This window comes from Aquabacterium sp. (genome assembly GCF_050725395.1).
In the GTDB taxonomy this organism is placed as follows: Bacteria; Pseudomonadota; Gammaproteobacteria; order Burkholderiales; family Burkholderiaceae_C; genus Aquabacterium.
The window spans coordinates 248,147-265,876 of the sequence record NZ_JBOHHL010000002.1; the positions used below are offsets into that span (position 1 = coordinate 248,147).

The 17,730-nt window shown below is 65.9% G+C and carries 17 protein-coding genes; 8 read left to right on the forward strand and 9 right to left on the reverse strand.

What is annotated here, in order from left to right:
- Positions 1–2 precede the first annotated feature (2 nt).
- Entirely contained in the window at positions 3–3,500 is a 3,498-nt protein-coding gene (locus ACREB4_RS02500) for a response regulator (RefSeq protein ID WP_431586611.1), read from the reverse strand.
- 176 nt (positions 3,501–3,676) lie between these two features.
- On the opposite strand from ACREB4_RS02500, the gene ACREB4_RS02505 reads away from it, so the two are divergent.
- From ACREB4_RS02505 to ACREB4_RS02515, 3 genes are all read left to right on the forward strand, one after another.
- Positions 3,677–4,657, forward strand: coding sequence for an extracellular catalytic domain type 1 short-chain-length polyhydroxyalkanoate depolymerase (locus ACREB4_RS02505; protein WP_431586612.1), 981 nt, complete (start codon positions 3,677–3,679; stop codon positions 4,655–4,657).
- 61 nt (positions 4,658–4,718) lie between these two features.
- Positions 4,719–4,901: a hypothetical protein gene (locus ACREB4_RS02510; protein ID WP_431586613.1), complete on the forward strand. Its 183-nt coding sequence runs from the start codon at positions 4,719–4,721 to the stop codon at positions 4,899–4,901.
- A 42-nt stretch (positions 4,902–4,943) separates the two neighbouring features.
- A complete protein-coding gene (locus tag ACREB4_RS02515; RefSeq protein ID WP_431586614.1) occupies positions 4,944–5,741 on the forward strand; it encodes a transglutaminase-like domain-containing protein in 798 nt (265 codons plus the stop codon).
- A gap of 30 nt (positions 5,742–5,771) precedes the next feature.
- Here the strand turns inward: ACREB4_RS02515 and ACREB4_RS02520 are convergent, their stop codons facing one another.
- On the reverse strand, positions 5,772–6,992 hold the full coding sequence (locus ACREB4_RS02520) for an AI-2E family transporter (RefSeq protein WP_431586615.1): 1,221 nt from the start codon (positions 6,990–6,992) through the stop codon (positions 5,772–5,774).
- Between the two features lie 210 nt (positions 6,993–7,202).
- Here ACREB4_RS02520 and ACREB4_RS02525 point away from each other — a divergent pair, with 210 nt between their 5' ends.
- The gene (locus ACREB4_RS02525; protein WP_431586616.1) at positions 7,203–7,622 is read left to right on the forward strand and encodes a CopG family transcriptional regulator; all 420 of its coding nucleotides are present in this window, start codon (positions 7,203–7,205) and stop codon (positions 7,620–7,622) included.
- 28 nt (positions 7,623–7,650) lie between these two features.
- Positions 7,651–8,727, forward strand: coding sequence for an extracellular catalytic domain type 1 short-chain-length polyhydroxyalkanoate depolymerase (locus ACREB4_RS02530; protein ID WP_431586617.1), 1,077 nt, complete (start codon positions 7,651–7,653; stop codon positions 8,725–8,727).
- Here ACREB4_RS02530 and ACREB4_RS02535 read toward each other — a convergent pair.
- Positions 8,702–9,073 (reverse strand): response regulator, encoded by a 372-nt coding sequence (locus ACREB4_RS02535; protein ID WP_431586618.1) that lies wholly within the window; start codon positions 9,071–9,073, stop codon positions 8,702–8,704. The two genes, ACREB4_RS02530 and ACREB4_RS02535, sit on opposite strands and share 26 nt — an antisense overlap.
- 117 nt (positions 9,074–9,190) lie before the next feature.
- On the opposite strand from ACREB4_RS02535, the gene ACREB4_RS02540 reads away from it, so the two are divergent.
- Positions 9,191–10,243, forward strand: a complete 1,053-nt coding sequence (locus tag ACREB4_RS02540) for an ABC transporter substrate-binding protein (RefSeq protein ID WP_431586619.1) — start codon at positions 9,191–9,193, stop codon at positions 10,241–10,243.
- A gap of 8 nt (positions 10,244–10,251) precedes the next feature.
- Positions 10,252–11,112, forward strand: coding sequence for an ABC transporter permease (locus ACREB4_RS02545; RefSeq protein ID WP_431586620.1), 861 nt, complete (start codon positions 10,252–10,254; stop codon positions 11,110–11,112).
- Here the strand turns inward: ACREB4_RS02545 and ligD are convergent, their stop codons facing one another.
- From ligD to ACREB4_RS02565, 4 genes are all read right to left on the reverse strand, one after another.
- Positions 11,113–13,635, reverse strand: a complete 2,523-nt coding sequence (gene ligD, locus ACREB4_RS02550) for a DNA ligase D (protein WP_431586621.1) — start codon at positions 13,633–13,635, stop codon at positions 11,113–11,115.
- A 1-nt stretch (position 13,636) separates the two neighbouring features.
- A complete protein-coding gene (locus tag ACREB4_RS02555) occupies positions 13,637–14,107 on the reverse strand; it encodes a YqcI/YcgG family protein (RefSeq protein ID WP_431586622.1) in 471 nt (156 codons plus the stop codon).
- 16 nt (positions 14,108–14,123) lie between these two features.
- The gene (locus ACREB4_RS02560) at positions 14,124–15,020 is read right to left on the reverse strand and encodes a Ku protein (RefSeq protein ID WP_431586623.1); all 897 of its coding nucleotides are present in this window, start codon (positions 15,018–15,020) and stop codon (positions 14,124–14,126) included.
- Positions 15,021–15,101: 81 nt separating this feature from the next.
- On the reverse strand, positions 15,102–15,644 hold the full coding sequence (locus ACREB4_RS02565; RefSeq protein ID WP_431586624.1) for a PaaI family thioesterase: 543 nt from the start codon (positions 15,642–15,644) through the stop codon (positions 15,102–15,104).
- A gap of 94 nt (positions 15,645–15,738) precedes the next feature.
- On the opposite strand from ACREB4_RS02565, the gene ACREB4_RS02570 reads away from it, so the two are divergent.
- Positions 15,739–16,143, forward strand: a complete 405-nt coding sequence (locus tag ACREB4_RS02570) for a phage holin family protein (protein WP_431586625.1) — start codon at positions 15,739–15,741, stop codon at positions 16,141–16,143.
- A 9-nt stretch (positions 16,144–16,152) separates the two neighbouring features.
- Here the strand turns inward: ACREB4_RS02570 and ACREB4_RS02575 are convergent, their stop codons facing one another.
- Complete coding sequence (locus ACREB4_RS02575) at positions 16,153–17,010, reverse strand: SHOCT domain-containing protein (protein WP_431586626.1); 858 nt, start codon at positions 17,008–17,010, stop codon at positions 16,153–16,155.
- Positions 17,011–17,078: 68 nt separating this feature from the next.
- Positions 17,079–17,726 carry a DUF599 domain-containing protein gene (locus tag ACREB4_RS02580; protein ID WP_431586627.1) on the reverse strand — a complete coding sequence of 216 codons (648 nt, stop codon included), beginning with the start codon at positions 17,724–17,726 and terminating at the stop codon, positions 17,079–17,081.
- Between the last annotated feature and the right edge of the window lie 4 nt (positions 17,727–17,730).

Genomic DNA, 17,730 nt, shown 5'->3' on the forward strand with positions numbered 1-17,730 from the left:
CCTCACAGCCTGGCCATGGCGGGCATCCACACCCGAAGCAATGAAAACAGGCGCTCCAGTTCCACCGGCTTGGCCAGGTAGTCGTTGATGCCCGCGCGGCGGCATTGCTCCTGGTCGTCTTTCATGGCCTTGGCCGTGATGGCGATGACCGGCAGCTTGGCCAGCGCCGGGTTGGCGCGGATGCGGCGCGTGGCCTCCAGGCCATCCATGCCGGGCATCATGATGTCCATCAGCACCAGGTCGATGTCGTCCACCTGGTCGAGCTTGGCCAGCGCCTCGAAGCCATTGCGGCCGACCTCGACCAGCAGACCGCGCTGTTCCAGTGCGCTGGTGAGCGCGAAGATGTTGCGCACGTCGTCGTCCACCAGCAGCACCTTGCGGCCTTCCAGCACCTTGTCGCGGTTGCGCGCGGTCTTCAGCATGGTCTGGCGTTCGGCCGACAGGTGCGACTCCACCGTGTGCAGGAACAAGGTCACCTCGTCGAGCAGGCGCTCCGGCGAGCGCGCGCCCTTGATGATGATGGAGCGCGAGTACTTGTTCAGGTCGGCTTCTTCCTGGCGCGTCAGGTTGCGGCCGGTGTAGACGATGACGGGCGGGAAGGAGCAGATGTCCTCGCGCGTCATGCGCTCCAGCAATTCGCTGCCCTCCATGTCGGGCAGCTTCAGGTCGATGACCATGCAGTCGAACACCGTGCTTTTCAGCAGGTCCAGGGCCTGCTCGCCACGCTCGACGGCCGAGATCTCGATGTCCTCGTCCCCGATCAGGTGCACGATGCTGTCGCGCTGGCGGGCGTCGTCCTCGACCACGAGCACGCGCTTGACCTTCTTCGCACCTTTCTCTTCCAGCTTGTTGAAGACCTCCATCAAGGCCTCGCGCGTGGTGGGCTTGATGGCGAAGCCGACCGCGCCCATGTGCAAGGCCACCTCGCTCACGTCCTCGGCGGCCACGATGTGGACGGGGATGTGGCGCGTCTGCGGGTGGTCCTTGAGTTGCTGCAACACGGTCAGGCCGGAATCGTCCGGCAGCCGGATGTCCAGCAGGATGGCATTGGGCAGGAACTGCGTGGCCAGCTGGAAGCCCTCGATCGCGCCATGGGCCACCAGGCACTGGTAGCGCATCTCGTGCGCCAGGTCGAACAGGATGGCGGCGAACTCGGGGTCGTCCTCGATGACCAGCACCAGGCGTCCGCCCGCCGAAATCGCTTGCCGATCATCGGCGAACATCGGGATGGGCTCCGCGGGCACCGTGGGGATGGGTGGCGGGACGACCACCCTGGCGCTGGCGACACGGGGCATGGCCACGGGCGCATCGACCACCGCGGGCAGCTCGGCCTGGTCGGTCCACCGCACCGGCAGGTCCAGCGTGAAGGTGCTGCCCCGACCCAGCTCGCTGTCCACGCTGATGGCACCGCCCAGCAGGCCCGCCAGCTCGCGCGAGATGGACAGGCCCAGGCCCGTGCCGCCGTATTGGCGGTTGATGGTGCCGTCGGCCTGGCGGAAGGCCTCGAAGATGACGTCCTGCTGCTCGGGCGCGATGCCGATGCCCGAGTCCGAAACCGCGAAGGACACCCGGTCGTCGCCCCGTGCCTGCACGGTCAGCGAGATCTTGCCCTTGTCGGTGAACTTGATGGCGTTGGACAGCAGGTTCTTGAGCACCTGCTCGACACGCTGGCGGTCGGTGAAGATGGAGGCCGGGGCGTCCCCGGTCTGGCGCACCTCGAAGGTCAGGCGCTTCTCATCGGCCAGCGGCGTGAAGGTCATGCGCAGCGATTCCAGCAGGCTGTCCAGCGACAGGAACTGCGGCGTCAGCTCCAGCTTGCCAGCCTCGACCTTGGAGATGTCCAGGATGTCGTTGATCAGGGTGAGCAGGTCGTTGCCCGCGCCATAGATGGTCTTGGCGAACTTGACCTGCTCTTCGTTCAGGTTGCCGGGCTTGTTGTCCCACAACAGCTTGGCCAGGATCAGCGAGCTGTTCAGCGGCGTGCGCAGCTCGTGCGACATGTTGGCCAGGAACTCGGACTTGTAGCGGCTGGCGCGCTGCAGTTCATCGGCCCGGGCTTCCAATTCGTCCTGGGCCTGCTTGAGGGCTTCGTTCTTGCGGTCGACGATCAGGGCCTGCTCGCTCAACTGCGCGTTGGTCTGCTCCAGTTCGGCCTGCTGGTGTTCCAGGTTGGTCTGAGATTCGGTCAGCACGCGCGACTGCTCTTCCAGCTCTTCATTCGCGGTGCGCAGCTCTTCTTGTTGGGTCTGCAGCTCTTCTTGTTGGGTCTGCAGCTCTTCGTTGAGCTGGTGGGTTTCTTCCAGCGCGTCCTGCAGGCGCTGGCGGTATTGCGCGGCCTCGACCGAGGCGCCCACATTGGACGCCAGGATGCGCAGCAGCTCCAGGTCACGCTCGGTCACGGCCCTCATGAAGCCCAGCTCGACCACGCCGTTGACGCGTCCCTCGTTGCTGATGGGCAGCAGGACCACGTCCGTCGGCGCCCCGGTGCTCAAGCCGGTGACGACCTTGAGGTGGTGGTCGGGCACCTGGGGCACGTGCTTGAGCTGGCCGTCCATGGCGGCCTGCCCGATCAGGCCATGCTCGGCGTCCAGGATTTCATCGGCCTGCGATTCGTGCTTGCCGAAGCCGTAGGTGCCGGCGCGTTGCAACTGCCCGGTCTGGTTGCGCACATAGACAGCGCCCACGGTCACGCCCAGGTAGCCCGCCATGAACTCCAGCACATTGCGGCTCAGGATGGGCAGGCTCAGTTGGCCCAGCAGGCGTCCGGCCAGTTGCGTCTGGCCGATGCGCAGCCAGGCCTTTTCCTGCAGGGCCTTGGTGCTGATCATGTGCTCGCGCAGCGCATCGCCATAGCTGGTCGACAGGGTCATGATCTGGCGCCGACCGCTCCAGGCGATGAGGCCACTCAGCACCAGCAGCATGGTCACGTAGACCACGATGACCCAGAAGGTGGCGCGGCGGGCCGCGTCGTTGCGCTCCTGCAGGAGTTTGCTTTCCACGTCGACGAAGATGCCGGCCTCTCGGCGGATCTCGTCGAACAGCTGTTTGCCGGTTTCGGCACGGATGACGCTGAGGTAGTCGCCCTGGTTGCGTCGCAAACCGATGATGCGCTGTGCGAACTGGTCCCACTGGGCTTGCAAGGTCTCGATGCGGACCAGCCGGTCCAGCTGAGGCGGGTTGTCCTGCACCAGGGTCTTCAAGGTCTGCAGTTCGGCCGCCAGCTTGGGCTTGGCCACGGTGTAGGGCGATAAAAAGCGGTCGTCGCCCGTGATGAGGTAGCCACGCGTGCCGGTCTCAAGGTCCACCACCAGGGTTTTCAATTCATTGGCATTGCCAATGACCTGCTGCGTGTGCTCGACCCAGTTCAGCTGCGACACCAGGAAAAAGATCAGGCCGATGAACACGGTGGCACTGAACGCGCCCACGGCCAGTGGCAGGGTCAGATGCCGGGTGAGGACACGTTGGAAATGCGCTGTTTCTGTGGAGGTCTGGTCGGGCATCTGGAATCCGCTTTGAAATCCTGAAAGGGAAACCCCGGAATTGTCGGGCAGTTGAGCCCGCGTCCCGGGGTCGGGCATGCAAGACGCGGCGATGTCCTACAAGATCCGCCGCCCACGTCCGGTGTTTTGAAGCCAGCACCCGGGTCAGACTGGTGTTTGAACCACGAGATCAGGCCATGGCGAGGCGCACCAAACATTCCATCTGGACCCGATCCTTGCTGCGCGCGGTGGGCAGCTTGACCCGCCGGACCCTCAAGTCCGCCGCCAACTCCAAGCCCACCCCATCCAGGAGGACGCCCGCTGCCCGACACGGCGAATGGATCTCCGGCCTGGCGATGGCCCCCACTGGCGCGCGCCGCTACCACCTGTTCAAGCCTGCGGGCGTGCAAGTGCAGGAGCGCCTGCCCCTGATGGTGATGCTGCATGGCTGCGGCCAGGACGCGAAGTCCTTTGCACTCAGCACCCGCATGAACAGCCTGGCCACGCGCGAACGCTTCCTGGTGCTCTACCCCGAACAAGACCGCCGGGCCAACCCACAGGGCTGCTGGAACTGGTATGGCACGCGCACCCAACTGGCCTATGGCGAGGCCGCCATCCTGATGGCCGCGGTTCAACAGGTCACCCTTTTGTACCCGGTGGACCCGAACCGCATCGCCATCGCCGGACTGTCGGCCGGGGCCAGCATGGCCGCCTTGATGGTGACCCGCTACCCTGGCCAGTTCAAGGCGGTGGCGATGCATTCGGGCGTGCCGCCTGGCGCCGCGGAATCCACGGTGTCGGCCCTGGCCGCCATGCGAGGGCGCGGCGCCCACACCGCCTTGGCGCCTGACACCGACTGGCCAGCCTTGTTGGTCATCCATGGTGACCAGGACGCCATCGTGGCGGCCAGCAATGGTCACGCGGCCGCCAAGCTGTGGGCGGAAGCCGCCGGGCCGCACGTCGAGAAAAGCCGCCAGCTCAGCCGGGGGAAACGCCACCCCATGACGGTGACCGATTTCAAGGTGCGCGGCGGGCGAACCGTGGCGACCTTGTGCGCCATCGAAGGCCTGGCCCACGCCTGGAGCGGCGGCCACGCCAGGCAGGCCTACAGCGACGCGCAAGGCCCTGACGCCTCTCGGATGATCTGGTCTTTTGCGGCCAAACAGTTCCCCAAATGACAGCGGGCGCGCCATTTGCTAACGAGATGCAAAGACCCACTTTCACTTTCTCATCACCACCATGAACACCGCTTCCCCGCGAACCGACCAGGCCAAGCGCACCAACGGCCTTTCCACACGTGCCCAGGCTGGCACACGCCGGCGCCCTGCGCCGCTCACGGATGACCAGTACCTGGCCACCAGCCTGGCCCTGGTGGCCGACCTGTCGCGCCGCGTGCGCGGTGGAGCACATCGCCATGGTTGATCGCGCCTCCAGAAAGATTTGCAGCACGGGTTTCAAGCCCTCATGAGCCCCACCCCGCGCCTCTTCAACATCGATTGCACGCTGTCGTACAAGCTGGCCCAGACCACGGACTTCGTGTTCCAGATCCATGCGCTGGAAAGCGCCGATCAACACATCCAGTCCGAATCGCTCAAGCTCACGTCCAGCGCCTTCTACCGCGTCTATGAAGACCCGCACGTCGGCCAGCGCTTTCTGCGCGTGCAGGCCAAGCCCGGCAACTTCAACCTGCGCTACAAGGCCAAGGTGGCCGTGGCCCGGCCACCGCGCCGACGCAAGGCACCCGAAATGGCCATCGCAGAGTTGCCCGATGAAGTGCTGCACAACCTGATGCCGACCCGCTATTGCGAATCCGACCTGCTGGCCTCCGCCGCGAACAAGCTCTTCGGCCACGTGGCGCCGGGCTGCTCACGCGTCGAGACCATTTGCGACTGGATCCACGAGAACATCGAATACCGCACGGGCTCCACCGACAGCACGAGCACCGCCTGCGATGTGTTCCTCAAGCATGCCGGTGTGTGCCGTGACTTTGCCCACCTGGGCGTGACACTGTGCCGCGCGCTGAACATCCCCGCACGCCTGGCCGTGGGCTATGCCATGTTCGACACGCCACCACCCGACTTCCACGCGATGTTCGAAGCCTATGTGGGCGGGCGCTGGGAGTTGTTCGACCCGACCCGCATGTCGGACCCGCGCGAGCTGGTGCTGATCGCCACGGGCCGCGACGCCAAGGACGTGGCCTTCTCCACCATCTTCGGCCCGGTGCAAACGCTGGCGATCCTGCCCGAGGTGGAACGCGCCTGAACAGCGTTGACTGCCCTGGCCCGTTTCTGGTCAGGGCACGTTGAGGACCGCCGCCGAGTCCTTGCTGGACTCGACACCGCCCATCAATTCGCCGACCGCCTTGAGCTCGTCCACCCGGTCACAGACCGCCTTGATGGCCATCATGATGGGCGTGCCGAGCAACAGGCCCCACACACCCCACAACCAGCCCCAGGCCAGCATGCCCACGAACACCACCACCGTGTTCAGACGGCTGGTGCGGCTGGTCAGCCAGGGCGCGATCATGTAGCCGGAGATCACATGCAGGATCACCGACACGCTGGCCACCAGCAGGGCCTTGTCCAGCGATCCGAATTGCGTCAATGCCGCCACGGCCGACAGCGCGCACACCGCGATCGAGCCCAGGTAGGGGATCAGGTTCAGCACCCCGGCCACGATGCCCCAGACCGCCACGTGGTTCATGCCAATGGCCCAGAACACCAGGCTGGTGGCCACGCCCACCCCAATGCTGGTCAGGATCTGCACGACGAGGTAGCGGCGCACCTGTTGCGTGATCTCGTTGAGGGCCTGCACCGTGATCTTTCGCTTGGCGAAGTTGGGCCCGGCGATGTGCGCCAGCTTGCGCCGGAAGATGTCGCCCGAGGCCAGCATGAAGTAGGTGATGAAGCACACTGCCGTGAACTGCCCGATCATCTCGACGATGCCCAGCGTGCCGACCACCAGGTAGTCGTTGATGTTGAACACCGGTTTTTCGATCTGCACGCGGGTGATGCCCCGGCCACCCGCGTTGCTCGCCTGGCTCAGTTGCGCGGCGGCCAGCTGCAGTTGATCCGCGGCCTTCTGCACCTTGTCCATGTTGCTGTCCGCTTGCACATGCTGGCCGCGCACGGCTTTGCGCAAGGCCCGCGCGGCCTCGGGCATCGACTTGATGAGGTTGTCCACATCGTCCTGCAGGGTGTAGGCGCCCGCCCCGATGGCCGACACCAGGCCCAACATCAGCACGGCCGCGCTCAAGGCGCGAGGCATGCGCCAACGGCACAGCGCATCGACCACCGGCGTCAAGGCGTAGGTGAACATGATGGCCAACAGCAGAGGCACGAACACGGCGCGGGCCCAGTGCAGTGCAAAGAGGCCCATCAGGGTGGCGATGACGGCCAGCGAGGCGCTGCGCACGTCCACGGGCATGTGCAACAGCACGCGCTCGGCTTCGGGCTTGAGTGGCGGCGGGGCTTCGTCGGTGTCGCCCGCGATGCGCATGAGGGGCTTATCCATGGCGCTGATTCGTGGCGGAGAGGTGGCACATACCAAGCCTTGGGAATGAGGATGGGCCATTGGGCCCAAACACCTCCGAAATATCCAGCAGCGTTCACCGCAAGGCGTTGTCAGCCATGTCCTACCCCGTTCGAGGGGTGCGGGGACGCGCAGATCCGTTTCAGCGGGGCCCATTTGCACCATCCACTTGGATGGTGATAGGATGGTGCCATGCCAGCACTCAGCCCTTCCATCTCGTCGAACAAACCACTCGACGAAAAAATCACCATCAACCTGGGTGTGGTCGATCTGGGACAGATCGACCTGCTGGTGCAAGAAGGTTTCTACGCCAACCGCACCGACCTGATCCGCACCGCGATCCGCAACCAACTGGCCACGCACGCCGAGGTGGTGAAGCAAGTGGTGGCCCGGAAGATGCTCGTGCTCGGCATCCAGCATTTCAGCGCCGACGACTTGCGAGCCTTGCAGGCGGCTGGCCAGACCTTGCAGATCAGGGTGCTGGGGCTGGCCACCATCGCCCTCGATGTGAGCCCTGAACTGGCGCTCGCCACCATCGATTCCCTGACCGTGATGGGCGCCCTGCACGCCAGCGCGGCCGTCAAAGCAGCGCTGGCCGACCGGCTGCGCTGATGAACCGCCTGACCCCGTGAAGGACACCATGAACCCACTCTTGAAACAACTGATGGGCCAGGCCTCGCGCCTGACCCTGGCTGGCGACCTGGGCGCGGCCACCGCCGCCATCCAAGAGGCCTTGACCCAGGCTTCTTCTTCACCGCCCCGACCAGACCCCGGCGTGATCGACGTGGTCGCCCGCGAGGTGCTGCCACCGGCAGACGCCCAACCCACTGCCAAGGATGCGACACCGAACGATGCCGGCCGTTTTCTGGCGGGCCGACACACCGACGCCATCGGCGCGCGGGATTACAAGCTGTATGTGCCGCCCGGCCACGCAGGCCAAGCCTTGCCACTGGTGGTGATGCTGCACGGATGCACCCAGGACCCCGACGACTTCGCGGCAGGCACGGGCATGAACGAGGCGGCGCGGGCCCAGGGTTTTTTCGTGCTCTACCCCGCGCAGACACAACATGCCAATGCCCAACGCTGCTGGAACTGGTTCAAGCACAACCACCAGAAGCGCGACCGTGGCGAGCCCGCCCTGATCGCCAACATGACGCGCGAGGTGATGCACCGCCACGGCATCGACCCTGACCGTGTCTACGTGGCGGGCCTGTCGGCCGGCGGTGCCATGGCGGCAATCGTCGGCGCAGCCTACCCCGATCTTTTCAAGGCCGTGGGCGTGCATTCCGGCTTGCCCGTGGGTTCCGCCACGGACATCAGTGGCGCCTTGATGGCCATGAAGAACGGCGCGCCGCAGCCTGCTGCGAAGCAGGCCGGTGCCCCACCCCTCATCGTCTTCCATGGCGACCGCGACAGCACGGTGCACCCCGCCAATGGCGAGCACTTGGTCGCGGCCCATGCCGGCGCCACCACGGTCGAGCAGGAAAAGATGCGGTCGGACACGGGGCGCGCCAGCACCCGCCGCGTGCACCGCGATGCCGAAGGCCGCGTGGTGGCCGAGCACTGGGTGGTCCATGGGGCCGGCCATGCCTGGTCAGGCGGCCGGGCACAGGGCAGCTACACCGATGCCAAGGGGCCCGATGCCACGCAGGAGATGCTGCGTTTCTTCAAGGCCCACGCCCGCCGCCGCGTCAATGCAGGTGGCTCAGCAAATTGAGCAGCAAGCCGGTGTCGCACGGCTTTTGCAGGTAAAGATCGAACTCGGCCAGGGGATTGATGTCGGCCCGCCGTTCCTGCGCGGTCAAGGCCACCAGCACCATGTCACGGTTCGGAAAGGCCTGACGCAAGGCCCGCGCGGCCTGCTGGCCATCCATCACCGGCATGTTGATGTCCAGGATCACCGTGTCGGGCGCGAAACTTTTGGCCACCTCCACCGCCTCGGCCCCGTTGTAGGCGGTGGCAGTTTCATAGCCGGCCAAGCCCAGCAACATCGCCAGGCTCTCGGCACCGTCCCGCCAGTCGTCCACCACCAAGACCTTGCCCATGTCGCCCGAATGATTCATGCCGTACTCCTGATTGAAAGCCGCTGACCTGTTGGCCAGGATCCCTGTCCTTCGTGTGGCAATCAGCGGACCCGCTGTGGAAGAATGGCCCGTGTCCCGGACTTCAGCGAGGTCAAGATGAGCGTTCAAGCGTGGCGTGTCCTGGCAAAACGATGGTGGTCGGTGGTCGCCGCCTTCGCTCTGGGCCCCTGTTTTTGCCCCGGGGCGAGCGCGCAACCCGCCCCGCGCTGCGAAGTCTCGACTCCCGTGGTTTTTGCCGGTCTGGATTGGGCGTCGAACGCCTTTCACACCGCCGTGGCGCAACGCATCGTGCGCGACGGCCTGGGGTGTGCCGTGGACACCGTGCCCGGCACCACCGTGGCCCTCATCAACGGCGTCGCGCGGGGTGAAGTTCACGTGGTGATGGAGGTCTGGAAAGCCAACACGCCGGCCAGTTGGACCAAGGCCTTGGCCGCGGGCAAGGTGGTCGAGGCTGGCGTCAACGTGCCCGACGCCACGCAAGGCTGGTACGTGCCCCGTTACGTGGTCGAAGGACCGGACGCCCGGGCGCCGGGGCTCAAGTCGGTGGCCGACCTGCCGCGCCATCAAGCCGTGTTCAGCGACCCGGAAGAACCCGGCAAAGGCCGCTTCATGAACTGCCCCGCTGGCTGGCAGTGCGAGCTGTTCAACACCAAGAAGCTGGCCGCCTACGGCCTGGACGCGCACTACGCCAACTTCCGACCCGGCACGGGCGCGGCGCTGGACGCGGCCATCCTGTCGGCGGTGAAACGGAAGCGGCCGATCTTGTTTTACCACTGGGGGCCTTCCTGGTTGATGGGCCAACTTGGCCAGGACCTTCTGATGCTCCAGGAACCGCCTTTCGATGCCGCGAAGTGGCAGGCGCTCGACCAGGCCAAGGACCCGCGCTCGGTCAAGGCGGCCACGGCCTACCCGGTGGTGCAGGTGGTGGTCGGTCTCAGCAAGGCTTTTGCCGACCGGGCACCCCGCGTGCACGCCTTCCTGCAGCACTACCGCCTGTCCAGCCTTGTCGTCTCTGAAGCCCTGGCCGACATGCAATCCCGCAAAAGCAGCCCCGATGACGCCGCCCGGCGTTTCCTCAAAACCCGCGAAGACATTTGGACGCCTTGGGTCACGCCAGACGTCGCCGCGCGCGTGAAGGCCCGCTTGTGATTGACTTGATGTCGGCCACGTTTCCCGACTGGGGCACACCCCTGCGCGACACCGCCAATGCGCTGCTGGACGCGTTGATCACGCGACATGGCGACCAGTTCGAAGCGGTGTCGAACCTGCTGCTGACCCTGCTGATGCCCCTGGAGCAAGCTTTGCGCGGTGCGCCGGCCTGGGCGATCTTGCTGGCCACGGCGGCCCTGGGCCTGGCCCTGAGCCGGCGTTTGACGTTCACCTTGGCGACGGTTGCCGGCCTGTGGCTCGTCGGGGCACTCGGCCAATGGGACCAGGCCATGCAATCGCTGGCGCTGGTCAGCGTGGCGGTGCTGCTGTGCCTGGTGCTGGGCCTGCCCTTGGGGGTGCTGTGCGCCCGGTCCCGCTGGCTTCGCGGCCTGGCCACCCCGCTGCTCGACACCATGCAAACCATCCCCAGTTTCGTCTACCTGCTGCCGGCGGCCATGCTGTTCGGGCTGGGGAAGGTGCCCGCCATCCTGGCCACGGTGATCTACGCCTTGCCACCCCTGGTGCGCCTGACCGAGCTGGGTTTGCGCCAGGTGCCCCTGGATGCCGTCGAAGCAGGCCGCGTGCTGGGCGCCAGCCGCTGGCAGATCCTGACGCGCATCCAGTTGCCCATGGCCCTGCCCTCCATCCGGCAAGGCCTCAACCAGACCACCATGATGTCGCTGGCCATGGTCGTCGTGGCCTCGATGATCGGGGCGCGAGGGGTGGGAGAAACGGTGCTGATCGGCTTGCAGCGCAACGACGCAGGCACCGGCCTGGTCGGGGGCCTGGTCATCGTGATCCTGGCCATCGTCCTGGACCGGCTCCTCCAGGCCGCGGGTCGGCACCCCAGGCCGCCGTCGGGCCCATGATCATGCGCTGGCAGGTGGACCGGGTTTGAAGCCCAGGGCCTTCATCGCGGCACCCAAGGTCTGCTTGCTGGCCCAGTAGTCTGCCCAGGGGTCCACCGACTGGAAGGACAGGCGATCGCGCGCAGTCGAAATGGTCCAGTGCGCCCCGCTTTTCAGGTTCGGCAATTCATCCCAACTGACCGGCATCGACACCCCCAGGCCAGGCCGGGCCCGGGCCGAGAACGCGGCGGCCGTGGTCGCGCCATGGCCATTGCGCAGGTAATCGACAAAGAGCTTGCCCTTGCGGTTCGCGGGCCCGCTCTTGGCCACGAACCGCGCCGGGATGGTGGTGGCCAGGTGCTGCACGATGGCCTTGGAAAAGGCCTTGACCACGTCGGCTTCCAGGCGCGGGCTCAAGGGCACCACCACGTGCAGCCCCTTGCCACCGCTGGTTTTCAACCACGAGGTCAACCCGAGGTCGGACAGGAAGGACCGCACCAGCACCGCCGCCTCCTGCACCTGCGGCCAGGGCGTGCCTTCACCCGGGTCCAGGTCGAAGACCATGCGGTCGGACTTGTCGATGGTCCGGCTGCGCGAATTCCAGGTGTGGAATTCGATGACGTTCATCTGCGCGGCGCTGAGCAGGCTTTGCAAGGTGTTCACCTCCAGCAAGGCCTCGTGGTCCGGCCAGAGCGCGGGGTCCAATTGTCGAACGCCCGGCATCTTCATGCCCCCGGCATGCTTCTGGAAAAACAACTGGCCGGCGATGCCTTCGGGCCCCCTCACCAGGGAGCAAGGACGCCCCTTCAGGTGCGGCAGCATCCAGTCGGCCACCGATTCGTAGTAGCGCACCAGGTCCAGCTTGGTGAGCCCGGTCGACGGGTCGATGACCCGCTCGCCATGGCTCACCTTGACCTTGCCCGATGGCTTGGACGCCTTGGCATGGCCCACGTCCCGGGCGGTCTCGCGGACGATGTCGCTGGCCGGCTTGTCGGTGCGCAACGCCACGTAGGAAGCGTGGCGGATCTGGCCATCGGGCGTCCATTCGGCGAACTGCACTTCGGCCACCACTTCAGGCTTGACCCAGCGCTCACTGCCCGGGGCGCGTTTCGACCAGCGGCCCGGTTTGGCCACGCCCGCGGCGAACGGTGGCGCATCGGTGTGCAGCTTGGCCAGGTGTGCCTTCAGCGCGCGGGCTTCCTGGGCGCTCCATCCCGTGCCGACGCTGCCCACCGAGACCAACGATCCATCGGGCGAATGCACCCCCAGGATCAGGCTGCCGACCTGGGCCGTGCCGTCGCTTCGGTCGGTGTAGCCGCACACCACGAACTCCTGCCGCTGGATGCACTTGAGCTTGAGCCAGGCTTCCGAGCGGGCCGAGGTGTAAGGCGAATCGGCCCGCTTGGCGATCACGCCTTCCATCTTCAACTGGCAGGCCGAGTCGAGGATGGTGGCAGGCTCGGCCTCGAAGGCGGCGCTGAAGCGCAAGGGGTCCCGCCCTTTGGCTTCCAGCAATTCCTGGAGCAGCGCTCGGCGAGACTCCAGCGGCACTTCGCGCAGGTCTTCCCCGTTCAAGAAAGGCACGTCGAACAGGAAGTAGACGATGCCCTTTTGCGCGGTGTGGTGCGTGAAGGCGTTTTGAAGTGCGTTGAAGTTGGGCGTGCCCTGTTCATCGAGCACCACGATCTCGCCGTCCAACCACCCCGAGCTCACGCCAAGCCGCTCGACGGCCTTGGCCACCTGGGGCATCTTGTCGGTCCAGTCGTTGCCCGCGCGGGTGATCAATCTGGCCTGGCCATCCTCCACGCGTGCCAGCAGGCGGTAGCCATCGAACTTCAACTCGAACAACCAGCGTCCGTCCTCGGGCACGCCCTTGGCCAGGGTGGCGAGTTGAGGGGCCAGGGTCTTGGGCAAGGCGGCCCGGCCGGTGGCCTTGGGCGCGGGCTTGGGCACGGGCTTGGGCAACCGCGTGGGCTTGGCGATGACGCTGTCGGGCAGGGCCGTCACCACGTCGTACTCCGACCGCGGGCGTGCGAACTCGTCGCGCTTCTTGAACAACAGCCAGGCTTCCTGCTTGTCGCCGGGCTTGGCGATGCGCACCAGCTCCCACAAACCTTGCAGCTTCTCACCCTGCAGTTTGAAGACCAGCTTGCCTTTCGCCAGGCCCTGGCGCGGATCGCCCACCGGCTCCCACCGCCCCCGATCCCAGACGATGACCGTGCCGGCACCGTATTGCTTCGGCGGGATGGTGCCCTCGAAGCTGCCGTAGGACAAGGGGTGGTCTTCCACGTGGATGGCCATGCGCTTGTCGGCGGGGTCCTGGCTCGGCCCCTTGGGCACGGCCCACGACACCAGCACCCCGTCCAGCTCCAGGCGGAAGTCGTAGTGCAGGCGGGAGGCCGCGTGTTTCTGGATCACGAAGGACCAGCCCTGGGTCTTCGAGACCTGCTGGCCGCGTGGTTCCGACGTGATGGCGAAATCCCGCTTGCCCTGGTAGCGGGCCAGGGGGTTGCCTGGCGTCGAGTGCGTGTGAGTCGTGCCCATGTCATCCTCGCCGTGACTTGAAGACGATGCGGGGCCAGGCCTGGTCGGAGGCGGGCACCGCGCCCTGCACCTGCCAGGGCCTGCCGCCGATGCTGAACACCGGCCGCACGGCGTCGCCGCGCACCGAGTCATCCCAGTCGAAGCACCGTGCATCCACGCCATGCATGGTCTGCAACTGGCGCCACATCAGCGATTCGAAATGGCGGGCATCCCGGATCGCAGGGCCCTTGAACACCGCGATCAGGGTGTCGGGAGACTGGTCTCGCCGGGCGGAGGCCAACGCCCACAGGTCCCGGCACACTGCCTCGGCCGACCGGGCGCTGCCCATGGCGGGATAGAACCGCATCCGCTCGGGTGGCTTGCGGTCCTTGCCGCAAGATTTTCCAGACAAGGACTGGCGCCCTCGCCGCGCATGCCGGTCGAAGTCGTCCACCGCGTTCAGGAAATCATCGGTCGCGAAAGCGTGAAGCATGGCCCATGCCCTTTCATCAAGCCCGCTTGCGCGCGGCGGTGGTTTTCCGGGCGGCGGTTTTGGCCGTGGCCTTTTTGGCCGCAGGCTTCGAAGCTTTGTCTGGGCCGGCACCCTGCCCCTTGTTCAGGCTGCGTTTCAGCAATTCCGTCAGGTCGATCACATTGGAACCACCGCCACCCGAATCTTCCGCCGTTTCCAGGGACTTGACCTCGCTCAGTTGCCCCGCCTGGGCCTTGGTCTCGATCAGCGACATCACGGCATCGCGGAACTTGTCGCTGTACTGGCCGGGATCGAAATCGGCCGACATGTCGTCCACGAGTTGCGAGGCCATCGTCAGCTCGCGCTCGCTCAAGCCGGCGGCTTTGGCCCCCTCGGCGGGCAGCTTCAGCTCATCCCACGGGCGAATTTCGGACGGCCAGCGCAGGGTGTTGAGCATCAGGGCCGGGCCGACCGGGATCAGCGCGGCCAAGTGCTCCTTGGTCTGGATGACGACGCGGGCGATGCCGATGCGCTTGGACGCCAGCAGGGTTTCGCGCAGCAGGGCATAGACCTTCTCGCCCTTAGCGATGGGGCCCAGGTAGTAGGGACGCTCCAGGTGGACGAAGGGGATGTCGGTGGCCTTGACGAAGGCTTCGATCTCGATGGTTTGCGTGGTCTTGGGATAGGCCTTTTTGATCTCGTCGTCGCTGAGCACGACGTAGCGGTCGTCCTCGTACTTCACGCCCTTGACAATGTTCTCTTTGGTGATTTCCTTGCCGGTGCGCTTGTTGATGCGTTTGTAGCCGACCGGGTCCATGGAACGCTTGTCCAGCCAGTCGAAATCGATGGCGTCCTCGCGCGACGCGGGGTACAGCGCCACGGGGATGTGAACGAGGCCAAACGAGATGGCGCCTTTCCAGAGACTGTGCGGCATGGCAGCGGCCTTGACGGAAGTGAAGGTTCCCATCGACAGGCAGTTGGCGTGCCCGCGCCTTGGCTGGCGGGCCGGCCGGCTTCAGCGCTTGGGCAGGTCGAACACCAGGCAGGTGGTGGTGGCGTGCGCGTACAAGGTGCCATCGGGGCCGACCAGGCGCGCCTCGGCGGTGGCCAGTTGCCGCCCGCAGTGGATGACCTTGCCCTCTGCCCGCACGCGCTGCACTTTAGGCAAGAGGCCCTTGACGTAGTTCACGCTCAGTTCGGCCGTGGTGTAGGAGCGGCCTGCCGGCATCAGGGTGTGGACCGAGCAGCCCAGCGCCGAATCCAGCAGCGTGGCGAACCAGCCGCCGTGGATGGTGCCCAGCGGGTTCAGGTGCTGTGGCAAGGGCGTGCCCTGGAAGACGGCGCGGCCTGGGCTGACCTCGAGCACCGTGAAATCCAAGGTCTTGGCAATGGCCGCGTAGGGGATGTCGCCCCGCAGCATGGCCTCCATGATCTCCAGCCCGGTTTTGCCGGCCAATTGTTCGGGGCTGGCCAGGCCGGGGCCGGGGCCCGCTTCCAGGCGCGCCAGCACCTCGCGCTCTTGCGCCAGCCAGGCCTCAAGCAGGTTGTCCGTGCTCATGCAATCTCTCCTGAAGGGTTGTGAAGCGCGCCCATGCGCCGTGGCGGTGGGGCCTTGATAATGGTTCCAGTCCCACTGACCACCACACTACCGCATGTTCGATCACCTGACACCCTTCCTGCTTCACTGGGGCATCACCGCCCTGTCCTTGTGGGTGGCCAGCCACCTCTTCAAGGGCCTGCGGTTCGAAAGCGCCTCGTCGCTGATCATCTCGGCCCTGCTGCTGGGCTTCGCCAACGCCATCGTCAAGCCACTGCTGATCCTGCTGACGCTGCCCTTGACCTTGCTGACTTTCGGCCTGTTCCTGCTGGTGATCAACGCCTTGATGATCATGCTGGTGGCCGCGCTGGTGAAGGGCTTCACCGTGTCGGGCTTTTGGACGGCCTTCTTCGCCGCCATTTTCATCGCCTTGCTCAGCGTCTTCATCGGCTCGTTCATCACCAACGACAGCCCCGCCAACACCATCCAGATGCCGCAAGGCAACGGCACCTGGCTTTGACGACCACGCTCAGAGGCGGCCCAGGAGTTCAGACTTCTTGGCCGCGAACTCTTCCGTGCTGATGATGCCCTTGGACTGCAAGGCCGCCAGCTTCTCGATGGTGGCGAAGATGTCCGACTGATCGCCGCCTTGCGCGGGCGTGGCGTTGTACTGGGGCTGCGACGGCGGCTGAAACTGCGGCGCCGGACGGTGAGCGCCCTCGCCCGAAACCACGGGCAGCGAGGCCACGTCGACCAAACCGTGCTGGCTGTTGAAGCTGAGGGATCCGCTGCCGGATTGCTGCTGCGAAAAGCCGCCGATCTGGTGGTCCAGCGTGTCGTACACCGTCACGCGGCCGCCCACATCGATGGCCAGCCGGCGGGCCTGCGCGAAATAGGCGTAGCGCACGCCGTTCTGCGCACCGGTGCTGTTGGGCCAGCGCAAGTCAGATGGCCACCAGTCGTTGCTGGTGCCGGGCACGAACAGGCTCACCGGCTCGTTGAACCCGCCATGGTTCTGTGACTGGCCTTGGTACCCACCATGGTTCTGCTGTTGCTGGCCACCAAAGCGGTCATGCCCCCCTTGGCTTTGCGACTGGAAGCTGCCTGTGCGGACCAGGTCGGGCTGGCTGGCCACCAGGTTGGCCAACTCGGAGCACAGGCCATCCACGCGCCCCTTCAGGTGGTTGTTGAACATGTCGGACACCATGGTCATGCCGCCGCGCATCCATTGGCCGTAGCCGCCGAACTCGGGGTGGTTGAACTGGGCCATGCCGCCATTGCCGTTGATGACAGAGTCGAGCATGCTCATGACCGCGTCGGGGCTGAAGCCCGTGCGTTGGGCGATGTCTTGGATGGCCTGTTGGCCGCTGTGGGAGAGTTCGCGCATGGTGGGTCCGCCTGGATTTGCTGAAGTCGAGTAGCCATTCAGCAATTCGCATGCCGATCGGGCCATGCTTACCCCAGGGGCGGCGTGTGCGAGGGCACGCGGTCGAATGACCGGAGCACCAGGGCCAGCACCAGCGCGGCCACGGGCATGGCCAGGGGGTTGACCAGGCCCGCGATGATCGGCGCCAGGAAGAGGAACAAGCGCAGCCCCCAGCTGTACAGGATGCCTGCGCGCCGGATGTAGTCGCTGGCCATGGGCAGCCGGCTCTGGCGCTCGGGCGAATCCACCGGAATCGACATGATGAAGCTGACGTGGCTGAAATAGCGCATGGCCATGGCCGAGCACACGTAGGACGAGAACAGCGTGGCCAGCATCAGCAGCTCCAGCGCCAGCCGCACCGACAGCTTCTGCATGCCGAACAGCGCCATCTCTTGCGACGATGCCGTCACGGTGAGCGTGCCCATCAAGGCCAGCGCCGCGGTCGAACCCGTGATGGTGGCCGACATCAGGGAGTTCCGCAGCGCCTGCACGGCAACGATCTCGGAGCCGACCTGCCGGGACAGGGCCTGCACCCATTCGGCCCGCAAGAGCGCGTGGGCCGAACGGGCCGTGGCCAGGGGGTGGCGGCGCGACAGCAGCGCCAGGTGCACTTCGTAGGCACCGAGGATGGCCAGGGACAGGAAGAGGGCAAGCCAGGGGATGGTGCTGCTGTTCATGCCC

Coding starts and splice junctions, on each gene's coding strand:
- ACREB4_RS02500 (WP_431586611.1), bottom strand. CDS start 3,500: ATGCCCGACCAGACCTCCACAGAAACAGCGCATTTCCAACGTGTCCTC.
- ACREB4_RS02505 (WP_431586612.1), top strand. CDS start 3,677: ATGGCGAGGCGCACCAAACATTCCATCTGGACCCGATCCTTGCTGCGC.
- ACREB4_RS02510 (WP_431586613.1), top strand. CDS start 4,719: ATGAACACCGCTTCCCCGCGAACCGACCAGGCCAAGCGCACCAACGGC.
- ACREB4_RS02515 (WP_431586614.1), top strand. CDS start 4,944: ATGAGCCCCACCCCGCGCCTCTTCAACATCGATTGCACGCTGTCGTAC.
- ACREB4_RS02520 (WP_431586615.1), bottom strand. CDS start 6,992: ATGGATAAGCCCCTCATGCGCATCGCGGGCGACACCGACGAAGCCCCG.
- ACREB4_RS02525 (WP_431586616.1), top strand. CDS start 7,203: ATGCCAGCACTCAGCCCTTCCATCTCGTCGAACAAACCACTCGACGAA.
- ACREB4_RS02530 (WP_431586617.1), top strand. CDS start 7,651: ATGAACCCACTCTTGAAACAACTGATGGGCCAGGCCTCGCGCCTGACC.
- ACREB4_RS02535 (WP_431586618.1), bottom strand. CDS start 9,073: ATGAATCATTCGGGCGACATGGGCAAGGTCTTGGTGGTGGACGACTGG.
- ACREB4_RS02540 (WP_431586619.1), top strand. CDS start 9,191: ATGAGCGTTCAAGCGTGGCGTGTCCTGGCAAAACGATGGTGGTCGGTG.
- ACREB4_RS02545 (WP_431586620.1), top strand. CDS start 10,252: ATGTCGGCCACGTTTCCCGACTGGGGCACACCCCTGCGCGACACCGCC.
- ligD (WP_431586621.1), bottom strand. CDS start 13,635: ATGGGCACGACTCACACGCACTCGACGCCAGGCAACCCCCTGGCCCGC.
- ACREB4_RS02555 (WP_431586622.1), bottom strand. CDS start 14,107: ATGCTTCACGCTTTCGCGACCGATGATTTCCTGAACGCGGTGGACGAC.
- ACREB4_RS02560 (WP_431586623.1), bottom strand. CDS start 15,020: ATGCCGCACAGTCTCTGGAAAGGCGCCATCTCGTTTGGCCTCGTTCAC.
- ACREB4_RS02565 (WP_431586624.1), bottom strand. CDS start 15,644: ATGAGCACGGACAACCTGCTTGAGGCCTGGCTGGCGCAAGAGCGCGAG.
- ACREB4_RS02570 (WP_431586625.1), top strand. CDS start 15,739: ATGTTCGATCACCTGACACCCTTCCTGCTTCACTGGGGCATCACCGCC.
- ACREB4_RS02575 (WP_431586626.1), bottom strand. CDS start 17,010: ATGCGCGAACTCTCCCACAGCGGCCAACAGGCCATCCAAGACATCGCC.
- ACREB4_RS02580 (WP_431586627.1), bottom strand. CDS start 17,726: ATGAACAGCAGCACCATCCCCTGGCTTGCCCTCTTCCTGTCCCTGGCC.